The sequence below is a fragment of the Roseburia sp. OM03-7AC genome (assembly GCF_003462625.1).
GTDB lineage: Bacteria > Bacillota > Clostridia > Lachnospirales > Lachnospiraceae > Roseburia_C > Roseburia_C amylophila.
Genome location: NZ_QTZJ01000001.1, coordinates 897,173 through 912,395, shown reverse-complemented (window position 1 = coordinate 912,395; position 15,223 = coordinate 897,173). Strand labels below are relative to the sequence as shown.

The following is a 15,223-nucleotide window of genomic DNA, read 5'->3' as shown; positions in this document are numbered from 1 at the left end:
ACCTCATGATATTTATTCCATAAAGTATATGCCGGAATGGAGAAAAACGTGTTATACTGTTGCATAATGAATGGAGAAATAACATGACAAATTATAAAATGATATTGCAATACGATGGCAGCAGATACAGCGGATGGCAGGTGCAGGGAAATACGGAGCAGACCATTCAGGGAAAGCTGCAGTCGGTATTGGAGAAAATGACAGGAGAAGAAATAGAGATACATGGCTCCGGAAGAACGGATGCGGGCGTGCATGCCATGGGACAGGTGGCAAATTTTAAACTTCAGAGTGCATATGAACCGGAAGAGATAAAGAGGTACTGCAACCAGTATCTGCCGGAGGATATTGTGGTATTGGAGGTATCCGAAGTACCACTCCGGTTTCACAGCAGATTAAACGCAGTAAAAAAGACTTATTGCTATCGCATTTTTTTAGGAGAGAAGCCGGATGTATTCCGGAGAAAATATGTAACACCGGTGGCAGAAAACCTGAATATTAACAAAATGAAGGCAGCGGCGGAAGTGCTGATTGGAACCCACGATTTTACTTCTTTTTGCGGCAACCGTCATTTCAAAAAATCGGCAGTACGGACGATTTATGAGATTCGCTTGGAAGAGAAAAAGGATGAACTTGACATTTCTTTTACCGGAAATGGATTTTTACAGAACATGGTGCGAATCCTTACCGGAACACTGTTAGAAGTTGGAACGGGAAAGCGGGAAGTTCGTGAGATGAAAGAAATATTAGAGGGCAGAAACCGCAGTCTGGCAGGACCAATGGCAGCAGCAAAGGGACTGGTGCTCATAAATGTGGAATATGAATAGATAAGGCAGAGAAAGCTTCATGGAGAAATGGATTGAAATCAGAAAAGGCGGCAATTTCATGGAAATGGCAAAGAAATATGGAATTGACCCGCTGATTGCCCGGATTATAAGAAACCGGGATATAACAGATGAAAAAGAAATTACAGAATATTTGTATGGTGGAAAAGAGGCATTACATAATCCCCATTTATTAAAGGATGCGGATAAAGCTGCAGAAATTATTGCAGAGGGCATTGCAGAGAAAAAGGCCATGCGTATCATTGGTGATTATGATATCGATGGTGTCAATGCGACTTATATTTTATTAGAGGGAATCCGCCGGTGCGGCGGCAATGTGGATGCTGCAATCCCGGACCGGATGAAGGATGGTTATGGAATCAATGAGCATTTAATCGAGCAGGCATTGTCCGATAGAAAAGAACTTTTGATTACCTGCGACAATGGAATTGCTGCAATCAACGAGATTAATTTTGCAAAGGAAAAAGGAATGACCGTTGTGGTAACGGACCATCATGAGATTCCTTATTGCAATACAGAGCAGGGAAAGGAATTTCTGCAGAGTAATGCGGATGCCATTGTAAATCCCAAGCAGGCGGATTGTCCGTATCCCTGCAAAGGAATCTGCGGAGCAGTAGTGGCGTGGAAGCTGGTGCAGGTGCTTTATGAGAGAATGGATATTCCGGTGGAAGAAGCGGATATTTTTATTGAAAATGCAGGCTTTGCAACGGTGGGGGATGTCATGGACTTAACCGGAGAGAACCGTATTTTGGTAAAGCTTGGGTTAAAAGCGTTAGAGCATACGAAGAATCCCGGAATGAAAGCGTTGATTGCAAAAAACAAGCTTTCTGACAAGCCGTTGAGTGCATATCATATCGGCTTTGTATTGGGACCATGTATCAATGCCAGCGGCAGACTGGATACGGCAAAACGTTCCCTGGAGCTGCTGCTTGAGCGGGATGAAGTAAAGGCTTCTGCACTGGCAGACGAATTGGTGGAGCTTAACGAAAGCCGGAAATATATGACACAGCAGGAGACACAGAAGGCATTGGAACAGATTGGAAAGGAAGGTCGGGAAAAAGATAAAGTATTAGTGGTTTACCTTCCGGAATGCCATGAGAGTCTTGCGGGAATCATTGCCGGAAGAATCCGGGAAGCCTATCAGAGACCGGTATTTGTACTGACCAGAGGAGAAGAAGGAGTCAAAGGCTCCGGTCGTTCCATCGAAGCCTATTCCATGTTTGATAAAATGACGGAAGTGGCGGAGCTGTTTACAAAATATGGCGGACATCCTATGGCAGCAGGACTTTCCATGCGGGAAGAAGATATTGATAAATTGCGGGAACAGCTTAATCAGAAGGCAGAACTTTCTGAAGAAGATATGGCAGAGGTGGTAAGGCTGGATGCGGTGCTTCCGATGTCCTATTTTACGGTAGATACCATCCGGCAGTTAAGTGTGCTGGAGCCTTGCGGAAAGTCCAATACCAAACCGGTATTTGCAGACCGTAATATTAAGATTACGAGAGCCGGTATAGTGGGCGTAAACCGGAATGTGTTAAAGCTTCATTTGTTGGATTCAAAGGGGAATCCGGTGGCAGGAGTCTATTTTGGAGAAGTGGAAAAATTTCTTACATTTCTCAGTGAAAAGTTTGGCAGTGAAGAAGTGGATGCAGCTATGCATGGAAAAGAAAACAGCATACAGTTTGCAGCCGTTTATGAGCCGGCAGTGGACACTTACAGTGGAAGAGAAAGTGTACAGGCAATAATACGGCGTTTTAGGTAAAACTTTAGGGATTTAAGAAAAATTTAATAGAGTATTATGGTTTTTGCAGGACGCTTCGGTTGTAAAAAGTGCAGAATCATTGTAAAATATAAGGGATTTATAACATACAGGGGGTATATTATATGACGAAAGAGGAAGTGTTTTCTTTCCCTTCCGCAGATGGGCGAACCACAGTTCATGCAGTACGATGGACTCCGGAAGATGGAAAGTATCGTGCAGTTTTACAGATAACACATGGTATGGTGGAATATATTGAGCGCTACCGGGCTTTTGCAGAATTTTTAAATGACAATGGTTTTCTGGTGGTAGGTCATGATCATATCGGACACGGCGAATCCGTTGTATCTAAGGATGAATGGGGATTTTTTGCAGAGCATCCCAGCGATACGGTGGTTGCCGATATGCATACACTCCGGGAGATAACACGGAAAGAGCATCCGGGTGTGCCTTATTTTATGTTAGGACACAGCATGGGTTCTTATATGCTTCGGAAATATCTGGCGATACATGGAGAGGGGCTTACCGGTGCTATAATTATGGGAACTGGCTGTATTCCGGACAATACCACAAAGCTTGCCATGTTTATTGCAAAGCTGCAGGCAGCATTTTTCGGCTGGCATCACAGAAGTAAATTATTACAGAAATTATCTTATGATAAATACTATCATCAGTTTGACCTGACAGGAAAAGATGCTTCCAATAGCTGGCTGACCAAGGATGAAGAAATAGTAAAAACCTATTATGCAGACCCGAAATGCACGTTTGTATTTACGGTAAATGCTTATATGGGACTGTTTGAGGCAGTTCTATTTGACAACCAGCAGGAAAATATTGAAGCAGTTCCAAAGAGTCTTCCGTTATTCTTTGTGTCGGGAGCAATGGATCCGGTGGGCGGCTGCGGCAGCGGCGTAAAGAAGGTATATAATAAATTTGACGCAGCCGGCAAAGAGGATATTACCTGGAAATTATATGACAACGACCGTCACGAAATCTTAAATGAGACAGACCGTGATGTTGTATATCATGATATTCTGGCATGGATGAATGTTCATCTTGCCTGAAAAAGGAGGAAAAAATGAAAAAACATATCAAAAAAATAATGGGAATGGGATTGGCATGTATGCTGTTTCTTGGAGTACCATTTCAGGCATCCGCAGCAGAAGTGACAGGAACACTGTCTACAGAGACATCATCGGAAAATGGTACTGCAGCAGGCGGAGAGAACAACGATTCCGATGCAGCAGCCAATACAGATAATGGAGCAGCAGCCGGCACTCCGGAAAGTGGAGTAGCAGCCGGCACTCCGGAAAGTGGAGCAGATGCAGATAATCCGGCAGCGGCAGAAGATAAGGCAGATGACAATGTCGTGATCAAAGAAAGCGATAAACCATATCTGGCACTGGGTGCTGATCTGTCTGAGGAGCAGAAGAATACAGTATTAAGTCTGATGGGCATTGATCCTGCACAGCTTGATAATTATGATGTAGTTACAGTAAACAATTCCGAAGAACACCAGTATCTGGATGCATATATTCCATCTTCACAGATTGGAAGTAAATCCTGGTCTTCTGTAGTAATCGTAAAGAAAGATAAAGGAAATGGAATCAATATTTCCACCAAGAATATTTCATACTGTACAGTTGGTATGTATAAGAATGCACTGGTAACAGCCGGAATTGAAGATGCGGACATAATTGTTGCAGGACCACAGAATATTTCCGGAACAGCAGCTCTGGTAGGTGTGTTTAAGGCATACCAGGAGATTACCGGAAAAGAACTTCCACAGGAAAATGTAGATACTGCATTAAATGAGCTGGTTTTAACCGGACAGTTAGAGAGCAGCACTGGTGCAGATGCAGAATCCGTAGAAGGACTGGTTGCATACTTAAAACAGCAGATGGCAGAAAACAATCTTACGGATGATGCAAGTATCCGTGATGCCATTGATGAAGCAGCAGATAAATTTGATGTTGCACTGACAGAAGAGCAGAAAGAGCAGTTATTAGACCTGTTAAAGAAGATTGGCAATCTGGATCTTGATGTAGACAGCCTTGTAAATCAGGCGAAATCCATTTATGACAAGATTGAAAACCTTGGTGCAGACGGCATCTTTGATAAGATAGGAAGCTTTTTCTCCAACCTGTTTTCCTCTATTGCAGATTTCTTTAAGAATCTGTTCAATTAAATAAGACAGGACAATTTTATAAAAGAGATTTCAGACAACTACCGGTTCACCCGGTAGTTGTTTTTTTTGAAAGATCAGGTGCCAAATGGAGAAATCAAATTTTGGATATGGCAAAATTGTACAAAAACATATCTATTTGTGACTTTGGAAGCAAATTAGAAGTTCTTAATGTACCTGCCATGATACAGCAACATTCTGACATGGATGTCAGAATGAGTCCTAAAGAGCCCGGATGGCTCGTTTAGGACGGTTGCGTGATATTTCTATATTTAATCAGGTACATTTAGAACATCTTATTTGCATACAGTGGAACAAATAGATATGCTTTTGACCAATTTGCCAAATAAAATATATGAGAAGCCCATTTCCTTCCTGATCAAACAAAATAGAAAACACATGTTTGCCAAAAAAATCTCCATGTGTTATACTAGCCGCAGGGCTTCTTTTGAAGCAGTTTTTAGAAAGAAAGGAATGGAACAATGGCGAAACAGGAAACATATGATGCAAGCAGTATTTCCGTACTGGAAGGACTGGAAGCTGTCCGGAAGAGACCGGGAATGTATATTGGAAGCGTCTCAAGAAAAGGATTGAACCATTTAATATATGAAATCGTGGATAACTCGGTAGATGAGCATCTTGCTGGTGTATGTGATACCATCCGTGTTACATTAGAGGCAGATGGCTCCTGTACCGTAGAAGATAACGGACGGGGAATTCCGGTGGGAATGCATAAGAAGGGCGTATCGGCAGCCCGTGTGGTATTTTCTACTCTGCATGCCGGCGGAAAATTTGATAATGCAGCATATAAGACCAGCGGTGGTCTTCATGGAGTAGGTTCTTCCGTTGTAAATGCACTTTCTACTTATATGGATGTAGAAATAAGCAGAGACGGTTATGTGCATCATGACCGCTATGAGCGTGGCGTACCAACGGTAGAGCTGGTAAACGGATTGTTGCCGACAATTGGAAAGACGAAAAAGACCGGAACAAAGATTAATTTCCTGCCGGACCCGGAAATCTTTGAAAAGACAAGATTTAAAGAGGATGAAGTAAAGAGCCGTCTCCATGAGACTGCATATTTAAATCCTGCTTTAACTATTATTTATGAAGATAGACGTGGGGAAGAAGTAGAACATATTGAATATCATGAGCCGGATGGAATCATTGGATTTGTAAAAGAGATGAATCAGAATAATGAATGTCTCCATGATGTCATTTATTATAAAGGAGAATCTGAGGGCATTTCTGTTGAAGTGGCATTCCAGTATACAACAGAATTCCATGAGAATGTGCTGGGCTTCTGCAATAATATTTACAATGCAGAGGGCGGAACCCATCTGACCGGTTTTAAGACAACCTTTACCCAGGTGATTAATTCCTATGCAAGAGAGCTTGGCATCTTAAAAGAAAAGGATGCAAACTTTACCGGAACAGACGTAAGAAATGGAATGACTGCCGTTATTTCTGTGAAACATCCGGACCCAAGATTTGAGGGGCAGACGAAAACCAAGCTTGATAACCAGGATGCGGCAAGAGCCACCGGAAAAGTAACCAATGATGAAATTCAGATGTACTTTGACCGTAACCTGGATACTTTAAAGGCAATTATCGGATGTGCAGAAAAAGCAGCAAAAATCCGTAAGACAGAAGAGAAAGCGAAAACCAATCTTTTAACCAAGCAGAAATTCTCCTTTGATTCCAATGGAAAACTGGCCAACTGCGAAAGCCGTGATGCCTCCAAATGTGAAATCTTTATCGTGGAGGGAGATTCTGCGGGTGGTTCTGCTAAGACTGCAAGAAACCGAATGTTCCAGGCAATTCTTCCGATTCGTGGAAAGATATTAAATGTAGAGAAAGCAAGTATTGATAAAGTATTGGCTAATGCAGAGATAAAAACTATGATTTATGCATTTGGCTGCGGATTTTCCGAAGGATATGGAAATGACTTTGATATCAGCAAGCTTCGTTATGATAAGATAATTATCATGGCAGATGCAGATGTGGATGGAGCACATATTTCAACATTGCTTCTGACTTTATTTTACCGGTTTATGCCGGAACTGATTTACGAAGGTCATGTCTATATTGCGATGCCGCCTTTGTATAAAGCGATGCCAACTAAGGGAGAAGAGGAATATCTTTATGATGATGCAGCCCTTGCCCGCTATCGTAAGACACACAAAGGCTCCTTTACACTGCAGCGTTACAAAGGTCTTGGAGAGATGGACGCACAGCAGCTTTGGGAGACAACCTTAAATCCGGAAACAAGAATGTTAAAACAGGTAGAAATCGAAGATGCCAGAATGGCATCGGATGTAACAGAGATGCTGATGGGAACGGATGTACCGCCGCGTCGTAAATTCATCTATGATAATGCAAAGGACGCAGAACTTGACATATAAATTTCTATGAATCCGTAAGGAATTGCTGACAGCATATTTTTATGGATGTATGGGAAATGATAGAAGCAGAAAATCAGGAAGGAATTGGATAGATTATGGAAACGAAAGAACAGATTATCCGCACCGAGTATTCGGAAGTAATGCAGAAATCTTATATCGATTATGCCATGAGTGTTATTATAGCAAGAGCATTGCCGGATGTCAGAGATGGTCTGAAGCCGGTACAGCGAAGAACACTTTATGATATGCACGAACTTGGCATCCGTTATGATAAACCTTATCGTAAATGTGCCCGTATCGTGGGAGATACCATGGGTAAATATCATCCGCATGGTGACAGCTCCATTTATGATGCACTGGTGGTAATGGCACAGGAATTTAAGAAGGGACTGCCACTGGTAGATGGTCATGGTAACTTTGGTTCCATTGAAGGAGACGGAGCGGCTGCGATGCGATATACCGAGGCGCGTCTGCAGAAGATTACCCAGGAAGCATACCTTGCGGATCTGGATAAAGATGTAGTAGATTTTGTGCCAAACTTTGACGAGACAGAAAAAGAACCGGAAGTACTTCCGGTAAAGGTGCCGAACCTTTTGGTAAACGGAGCAGAGGGTATTGCCGTTGGTATGGCAACCAGCATTCCACCGCATAATTTTGGCGAAGTCATTGATGGTGTCAAAGCATATATGAAGAATCCGGATATTACAACAGAAGAAATGATGAAATACATCAAGGGACCGGATTTCCCGACCGGTGGAATTGTGACCAACCAGGATGAACTGCTTTCCATTTATGAGACTGGAATCGGTAAGATTAAGGTTCGTGGAAAAGTAGAAATTGAAGCAGTAAAAGGCGGAAAAGAGCGCCTGATTATTACGGAAATTCCATACACCATGATTGGAGCCAATATTGGAAAATTCTTAAATGATGTCTACAGTCTGGTTGAGACCAAGAAGACAAATGATATTGTGGATATTTCCAATCAGTCATCCAAGGAGGGAATCCGCATTGTTATCGAACTTCGAAAAGGAGCAGATGCACAGAATCTTTGCAATCTCCTTTATAAGAAGACAAAATTAGAAGATACTTTTGGTGTCAATATGTTGGCAGTAGCAGACGGAAGACCGGAGACTCTGGGACTGGTTCCGATTATCCGCCACCATGTAAAGTTCCAGTATGAGCTTGCTACCAGAAAATATAAGACATTACTGGCAAAGGAACTGGATAAGAAAGAGATTCAGGAAGGTTTAATACGTGCCTGCGATGTCATTGATTTAATTATTGAAATCTTAAGAGGAAGCTGTAATATCAAGGATGCGAAAAACTGTCTGATGAACGGTGTAACAGAAAATATTAAATTCAAAACGAAAGAATCCGAAAAGAAAGCTTCGAAGTTAAACTTTACAGAACGTCAGGCAACAGCAATTTTAGAGATGCGCCTCTATAAGCTGATTGGTCTGGAAGTGGAAGCATTGATGGATGAGCATAATACCACATTAAAGAATATCGCAGAATACGAAGATATTCTTACCAACCGCAGTACAATGGCGAAGGTAATTATGAAGGAATTGGATGGTCTTAAGAAAAACTATTCCAGAGAACGCCGTACCCATATCGACAATGTGGAAGCTGCCGTTTATGAAGAAAAGAAGATGGAAGAGATGGAAGTAGTCTTCCTGATGGATCGTTTTGGCTATGCGAAGACCATTGATGTGGCGGCTTATGAGCGTAACAAAGAAGCAGCAGACAGCGAGAACCGTTATGTACTTCATTGTATGAATACCGGAAAAATCTGCATCTTTACCAATACCGGCCAGATGCATCTTCTGAAGGTGGTCGATTTGCCGTTTGGAAAATTCCGTGACAAGGGACAGCCGATTGATAATGTAAGTAATTATGACAGCTCTAAAGAGCAGTTGATTTATATCACGGATCTGGCCGCACTGTGTACACAGAAGCTTTTATTTGGAACGAAGACAGCCATGTTAAAACAGGTGGATGGAAAAGAATTTGACGTAGCAAAACGTACCACAGCAGCCACGAAGCTTGCAGATGATGATGCAGTTATATTCGTAGCACCGGTAGAAGAAAATATGACTATTGTTATGCAGTCGGCAAAGGACATGTTCCTTAGGATTGCAGCAGATACGATTCCTGAGAAGAAGAAGGGGGCAATCGGAGTCTGCGGAATGAAGCTTGCAGCAGGGGATGAACTGACCAACATCTATGCACTGGGTGAGGAAGAACCGCCGGTGGTCATGGTAAAAGATAAAGAAATTGCACTGAACCGGCTTCATATTGGAAACCGTGCAACCAAAGGAGTAAAGAAATAAATTGACATATCAGCAGGCACTTGCATTTGTAGAAGAAACAAAAAAATATGGCAGTATATTAGGACTGGACAGTATCCGGGCACTGATGAAAGAATTGGGCGATGTGCAGGAAGACTTATCTATTATTCACATTGCAGGAACTAACGGAAAAGGTTCCGTTGGAGCAATGCTTCAGGCAGTATTGGAAGAAGCCGGCTTAAAGGTAGGCAGATATAGTTCCCCGGCAGTCTTTTTCTATCGGGAAATCTGGCAGATAAACGGAAAAGCAGTTTCCGAAGAAGCATACGCTGCCTTGATGGAAAAAGTAAAGACAGCCTGTCTTACACTGACAGAAAAAGGACTTCCGCATCCGACCTCCTTTGAGGTAGAGACTGCAGCAGCGTTTTTATATTTTAAAGAAGAAGCCTGTGATGTGGTGTTATTGGAAACCGGCATGGGGGGAAGAGAGGATGCAACCAATCTGATTACCCATCCCATTTGCAGTGTCATTACTTCTATCAGCATGGATCATATGCAGTTCCTGGGAAATACGTTATCAGAGATTGCATCTGCAAAGGCTGGAATCATAAAAGAGAACTGCCCGGTGGTATCTGCCTGGCAGGAAGATGCTGTGAAAGAGGTTCTTGTCAAGGAGGCAGAGCGGCTTAAAGCACAGCTGTACCAGCCGAAGAAGGATGCCATAAGAAATCTTTTGTATGATATGAATGGAATGCAGTTTGATTATGTAAGAGAAGATAATTCACAGTGGAAGATAAGACTCCCGTTGACCGGTGCCTATCAGGCAGCCAATGCAGCCTGTGCGCTTAAAGTAATAGAAGTATTGAAAGAGAAAACATTTCCGCAGCTTACCTTATCGGTGATACAAAATGGCTTTCAGAAGGTCTGCTGGAATGGGCGTTTTGAACGTGTTTTAGAGGAACCATTATGCATTCTGGATGGTGCCCATAATGAGGGCGCAGCACTGCAACTTGCAAAAACGCTGGAAAACTGTTTTACAAATCGTAAGATAACCTATATAATAGGGGTGCTTGCTGATAAGGCACATGAGAAGATTTTAAAGATAATGCGCCCTTATTCGGAAACTGTATATGCGGTAACGCCGCATAATGGCAGGGCACTTCCGGCAGAGAAGCTGGCGGAGGAAGCGAAGGCAGCAGGCTATCAAACAGTAATAACAGAACCTTTGATTGAAGATGCGGTAAGACATGCAATTGCTGAGAGCTCGGGAGAAGATGTGGTGCTGATATTTGGCTCCCTATCATATCTTGCAGAGGCAAAGCAGGCTGTCATACAGTATCGGGAAGGACAGAAGAATGATAGATAAAGAGAAAGTGGAAGCAGGTGTACGACTGATATTAGAAGGCATTGGCGAAGATGTGAACCGGGAGGGATTACTTGAGACTCCGGATCGTATTGCACGGATGTATGAAGAAATCTTTGGCGGAATGGACATGGATGCCGCAGAGCCTTTAAAGAAAAGATTTCATGCCAGCAATAATGAGATGGTAGTAGAAAAGGATATTACTTTTTATTCTACCTGTGAGCATCATATGCTTCCATTTTATGGAAAAGCCCACGTTGCTTATATTCCAAATGGAGAAGTAGTCGGCATCAGCAAGCTGGCAAGAACCGTGGAAATCTATGCAAGACGGCTTCAGATTCAGGAGCAGCTTACGGCACAGGTGGCAGATGCACTGATGGAGCAGTTAAAGCCGAAGGGTGTTATGGTCATGATGGAAGCAGAGCATATGTGTATGACGATGCGTGGTATTAAGAAGCCGGGCAGCAGGACGGTTACTTATGTGACCCGTGGTATCTTTAATGAGGATGAGCGTCTGGTAAATAAATTTTTCCAGATGGTGCGTTAGATATGGTGATGAAATGGAATATGTAGCGAGACTTTTGCATCAGGAGCAATACCGGAAAACCGTAAAGAAAATTGCCCGTCTGGAAGCGGACAGAATCTATTGCAGACATAATATGGAACATTTTATGGATGTGGCACGTCTGGCACAGATTCGCAATTTAAAGGAGCAGCTTGGTTTGGATGAAGAGATGATATATCTTTATGCCCTGCTTCATGATATCGGTCGTATGAAAGAATATGAACAGGGAATCTCTCATGCAGCGGCATCTGCCGAATTTGCAGGAGAGATTTTTGCGACTATAGGCTATCCGAAGGAAAAAGGAGCTATCATCTGCCAGGCAATTCTGGCTCACCGCAGGGAGACCTGCAGTGAGCTGCACGGGGAGAAATTATGGCAGACAGCATTTACACAGCTTATGAAATGGGCGGATAAGGCATCCCGTATGTGCTTTGCCTGTGAAGCAGCAGACAGTTGCAAGTGGAGTGAAGAAGAGAAAAATAAACCGGAGACCTGGTTTTAAGCTGCCAGGCATCCGCAAGAAGCTGTTGGTAGCAGGTTCTACAGACAGCATAAAAGGAGAAGAAAAATGAGAATAGGCAATCGGACATTTGACACAGCAAATCATACTTATGTAATGGGAATCTTAAATGTAACACCGGATTCTTTTTCGGATGGGGGAAGTTATAACCAGTTAGACCTTGCATTAAAGCATGTAGAAGAAATGATGGAACAGGGGGCAGATATCATCGATGTGGGTGGAGAATCCACAAGACCGGGTTATACAAAGATTTCTGATGAAGAAGAAATTGAGCGTACTGTTCCGGTGGTAGAAGCAATTGTAAGCCGTTTTGATGTGCCGGTTTCCGTAGATACCTATAAAAGTAAGGTGGCAGAGGCTAACCTTGCGGCAGGAGCACATCTTTTAAATGACATCTGGGGACTGAAAGCAGATGATAAAATGGCTGGCGTGATTGCAAAATATGATGCCGCATGCTGTCTGATGCACAACCGCAACGAAGCAGATTATAAGAACTTTATGGAAGATATGAAAAATGATTTGCGGGAAACATTACGTCTTGCAAAGGAAGCGGGGATTCGTGAAGATGGTATTATGACAGACCCGGGTGTAGGATTTGGCAAGACTTATGAGAATAATTTAGAAGCTATCCGATGCGTGGGAGAACTGAATGAACTGGGCTATCCGGTGCTGCTTGGCACATCCCGGAAGTCGGTAATCGGTCTGACGCTGGATGTTCCGGCAAAGGAACGTGATACAGCCACAGCAGTAACCAGTGCTTATGCCGTATGGGCACATTGCGGATTTGTCCGCGTACACAATGTGCGTGCCAATGCAGAGGCAATTAAGATGGCAGAAGCAATCAGGGATGGAGGATTACATGGATAAAATTATCATAGAAAATCTTGAGCTATTTGCAAATCATGGAGTATTCCCGGAGGAGACAAAGCTTGGACAGAAGTTTCTAATTAATATGGAACTTTATTTACCAACCAGAAAAGCAGGATATTCGGATGATTTGACAGAATCGGTAAATTATGGAGAAGTCAGCCATTTTGTAACAGAATTTCTGACGACACATACCTATAAGCTGATTGAAGCTGCAGCAGAGCAGACAGCACGGGCAGTGTTATTGCATTTTCCGTTGATTCAGAAATTAAAATTTTCCATACATAAACCATGGGCACCGGTGGGACTGCCTTTATCAGATGTGGCAGTGGAAATAGAACGGGGCTGGCATAAGGTATATCTTGCCTTTGGTTCCAATATGGGCGACCGGAGAAAATATATTGAAGATGCCGTTGAAGAACTGCGGAACTTAGAAGACTGCAAGGTAGGAAAGGTATCTGATATCCTCGAGACAGAACCTTATGGCGGCGTGGCAGAAGGCGCATTTTTTAATGGATGTCTGGAACTTCGAACCCTGTATACACCGGAAGAATTATTGGAGAAGCTTCATGCCATAGAAGCTCATGGCAACCGGGAACGTAAGATGCGCTGGGGCTCAAGAACGATAGACCTTGATATTTTATTTTATGATGATGAAGTGATATCTACCCCGGAACTTACGATTCCGCATATTGATATGGCAAACCGCCTGTTTGTGTTAGAACCGCTGTGTGAAATCGCACCATATCTCTGGCATCCTGTGTTAAAAAGGACGGTGCTTCAGATGAAACAGGAACTGAAGGGCAGAAAAGACATTGTTTTATTTGATTTGGATGGAACCATTACCAATTCCAAGGAAGGAATAACAAAGTGTGCCCAGTATGCCCTAAAGGCATATGGTATTGACGAACCGGATGCAGATAAGCTTGAATTCTTTATCGGACCGCCGCTTAAAAATACTTTTATGGAACATTATGGCATGGATGAAGAGACCGCAGTAGCGGCAGTAGCTAAGTACCGGGAACGCTATCATCCAACCGGTATCTTTGAATGCAGCCTTTTTGATGGCGTTGAGGATGCTTTGAAATCTCTCAAGCGAAAAGGCTATCGTATCGGACTGGCATCCAGCAAGCCGGAAGAATCCTGCCGGCGTATTTTGGAGCATTTTCATATCCTCTCCTATTTTGATGAAGTGGTGGGAGCCACAATGGATGGCAGAATAGACAGCAAATATGAGGTGCTGCAGGAAACGATAAAGCGGATGCATATTTATGATACCACCGAAGCAGTATTGATTGGAGATACCAGATTTGATGTGTCAGGAGCCAAAGAAGCACATATGGACTGCATCGGTATCACTTATGGATTCGGAACCAGAGAAGAGTTGCAGGAGGCTGGTGCAAAGGCAATCTGTGACAGTATCGAGGAGGCGGCAGAATATATTGAAAGATTATAAGTTACTTCGCATCTGGGAAGTGATTTATCCCATTGGTATTTATTTTGTAGTAACCAACGTTGTGATGTTTGTGTTAAATATCATCCATGCAATGACCAATGAAAATTATATGATTTATCAGATTATTGCAACGGTGATAGCATTTCCCTTTATCTATGCTTTCTATCGGAAAGAGGATGGCGGGAAAATGGCAAATCTGCCACGAACCATTTTATTTGCAGCAGCCGCAGGCTTATTTGGCGTAGTGTTAAATAATCTTATCGGATATACCGGCTTAAAAGAAACATCGCAGAGTTATCAGGAAGTAAGTGCTGCATTTTACGGCAGCAGCCTGGCATTGGAAATACTTGGAACCTGTATCATAATTCCGTTCTTAGAGGAACTTCTTTACCGTGGCATCGTTTACCAGCGTTTGAAAGCGTTTTTGGGAGTGAAGACGGCAATTGTATTATCGGCAGTAATATTTGGAGCCATGCATTTTAATCTGGTGCAGTTCCTTTATGCCACAGCGGTAGGACTCTTGCTGGCAGTCATCATGGAACAGGAAGGGCTTGGCGCAGCCATGGCAGCCCATATGGTAACGAATCTGGTATCGGTACTTCGAAGCGAGACAAAGCTGTTTCATTTCATGGATGCATCCATGACGGGAAGCGTCATATGCACCGTGGTGGAGAGCGTGCTGATAGTGGTGTTGCTTGTGCTGGCTTTCCGTGGTGGAAAAGAGAAGTAAAGAGCAGATACACTCAAAACCTTCCTAAGAAATTCCAGTACAACAGAGAAACAATTCAGACACAATTTAAAATAGCAGGCAAATTCAAAAGGCTTATGAAAAAATATTTTCAACAAAAAACACGTTGAATTGTTTTAATAAGCCTTTTTTATATGCAAAAAAATGATAAATATAAATACAATAAAAGAATATAAAATGAATTGTCTAATAATCAGACAATAGCAAGAAAAAAACTATTGC

The 15,223-nt window shown here is 42.7% G+C and carries 12 protein-coding genes; all 12 read left to right on the top strand.

Features of this window, described 5'->3' with window-relative positions; genetic code table 11:
• Positions 1–83: 83 nt before the first annotated feature.
• The 12 genes from truA to DXB39_RS04420 all read left to right on the top strand — a co-directional run bounded on the left by truA (position 84) and on the right by DXB39_RS04420 (position 14,983).
• The gene (truA, locus tag DXB39_RS04475) at positions 84–824 is read left to right on the top strand and encodes a tRNA pseudouridine(38-40) synthase TruA (protein WP_117840843.1); all 741 of its coding nucleotides are present in this window, start codon (positions 84–86) and stop codon (positions 822–824) included.
• A gap of 19 nt (positions 825–843) precedes the next feature.
• On the top strand, positions 844–2,604 hold the full coding sequence (gene recJ / locus DXB39_RS04470; protein WP_117840844.1) for a single-stranded-DNA-specific exonuclease RecJ: 1,761 nt from the start codon (positions 844–846) through the stop codon (positions 2,602–2,604).
• 122 nt (positions 2,605–2,726) lie between these two features.
• Complete coding sequence (locus DXB39_RS04465) at positions 2,727–3,665, top strand: alpha/beta fold hydrolase (protein ID WP_117840845.1); 939 nt, start codon at positions 2,727–2,729, stop codon at positions 3,663–3,665.
• 14 nt (positions 3,666–3,679) lie between these two features.
• Positions 3,680–4,789: a DUF1002 domain-containing protein gene (locus tag DXB39_RS04460; RefSeq protein ID WP_243005989.1), complete on the top strand. Its 1,110-nt coding sequence runs from the start codon at positions 3,680–3,682 to the stop codon at positions 4,787–4,789.
• Positions 4,790–5,268: 479 nt separating this feature from the next.
• Positions 5,269–7,191, top strand: coding sequence for a DNA gyrase/topoisomerase IV subunit B (locus tag DXB39_RS04455; RefSeq protein WP_117840847.1), 1,923 nt, complete (start codon positions 5,269–5,271; stop codon positions 7,189–7,191).
• A gap of 95 nt (positions 7,192–7,286) precedes the next feature.
• Entirely contained in the window at positions 7,287–9,524 is a 2,238-nt protein-coding gene (locus tag DXB39_RS04450) for a DNA gyrase/topoisomerase IV subunit A (RefSeq protein ID WP_117840848.1), read from the top strand.
• Position 9,525: 1 nt separating this feature from the next.
• Positions 9,526–10,848 carry a bifunctional folylpolyglutamate synthase/dihydrofolate synthase gene (locus tag DXB39_RS04445; protein ID WP_117840849.1) on the top strand — a complete coding sequence of 441 codons (1,323 nt, stop codon included), beginning with the start codon at positions 9,526–9,528 and terminating at the stop codon, positions 10,846–10,848.
• Positions 10,838–11,392 (top strand): GTP cyclohydrolase I FolE, encoded by a 555-nt coding sequence (folE, locus tag DXB39_RS04440; protein WP_022242494.1) that lies wholly within the window; start codon positions 10,838–10,840, stop codon positions 11,390–11,392. Before DXB39_RS04445 ends, folE begins: the two co-directional genes overlap by 11 nt.
• Before the next feature lie 13 nt (positions 11,393–11,405).
• The gene (locus DXB39_RS04435; protein ID WP_117840850.1) at positions 11,406–11,912 is read left to right on the top strand and encodes an HD domain-containing protein; all 507 of its coding nucleotides are present in this window, start codon (positions 11,406–11,408) and stop codon (positions 11,910–11,912) included.
• 66 nt (positions 11,913–11,978) lie between these two features.
• Entirely contained in the window at positions 11,979–12,797 is an 819-nt protein-coding gene (gene folP / locus DXB39_RS04430) for a dihydropteroate synthase (RefSeq protein ID WP_117840851.1), read from the top strand.
• Positions 12,790–14,253 carry a 2-amino-4-hydroxy-6-hydroxymethyldihydropteridine diphosphokinase gene (gene folK / locus DXB39_RS15185; protein ID WP_330416439.1) on the top strand — a complete coding sequence of 488 codons (1,464 nt, stop codon included), beginning with the start codon at positions 12,790–12,792 and terminating at the stop codon, positions 14,251–14,253. The genes folP and folK overlap by 8 nt, the downstream gene beginning before the upstream one ends.
• Entirely contained in the window at positions 14,240–14,983 is a 744-nt protein-coding gene (locus DXB39_RS04420; RefSeq protein ID WP_158565944.1) for a CPBP family intramembrane glutamic endopeptidase, read from the top strand. The genes folK and DXB39_RS04420 overlap by 14 nt, the downstream gene beginning before the upstream one ends.
• Positions 14,984–15,223: the final 240 nt, after the last annotated feature.

Coding starts and splice junctions, on each gene's coding strand:
- DXB39_RS04450 (WP_117840848.1), top strand. CDS start 7,287: ATGGAAACGAAAGAACAGATTATCCGCACCGAGTATTCGGAAGTAATG.
- folE (WP_022242494.1), top strand. CDS start 10,838: ATGATAGATAAAGAGAAAGTGGAAGCAGGTGTACGACTGATATTAGAA.
- DXB39_RS04455 (WP_117840847.1), top strand. CDS start 5,269: ATGGCGAAACAGGAAACATATGATGCAAGCAGTATTTCCGTACTGGAA.
- recJ (WP_117840844.1), top strand. CDS start 844: ATGGAGAAATGGATTGAAATCAGAAAAGGCGGCAATTTCATGGAAATG.
- DXB39_RS04460 (WP_243005989.1), top strand. CDS start 3,680: ATGAAAAAACATATCAAAAAAATAATGGGAATGGGATTGGCATGTATG.
- truA (WP_117840843.1), top strand. CDS start 84: ATGACAAATTATAAAATGATATTGCAATACGATGGCAGCAGATACAGC.
- DXB39_RS04465 (WP_117840845.1), top strand. CDS start 2,727: ATGACGAAAGAGGAAGTGTTTTCTTTCCCTTCCGCAGATGGGCGAACC.
- folP (WP_117840851.1), top strand. CDS start 11,979: ATGAGAATAGGCAATCGGACATTTGACACAGCAAATCATACTTATGTA.
- DXB39_RS04435 (WP_117840850.1), top strand. CDS start 11,406: ATGGAATATGTAGCGAGACTTTTGCATCAGGAGCAATACCGGAAAACC.
- folK (WP_330416439.1), top strand. CDS start 12,790: ATGGATAAAATTATCATAGAAAATCTTGAGCTATTTGCAAATCATGGA.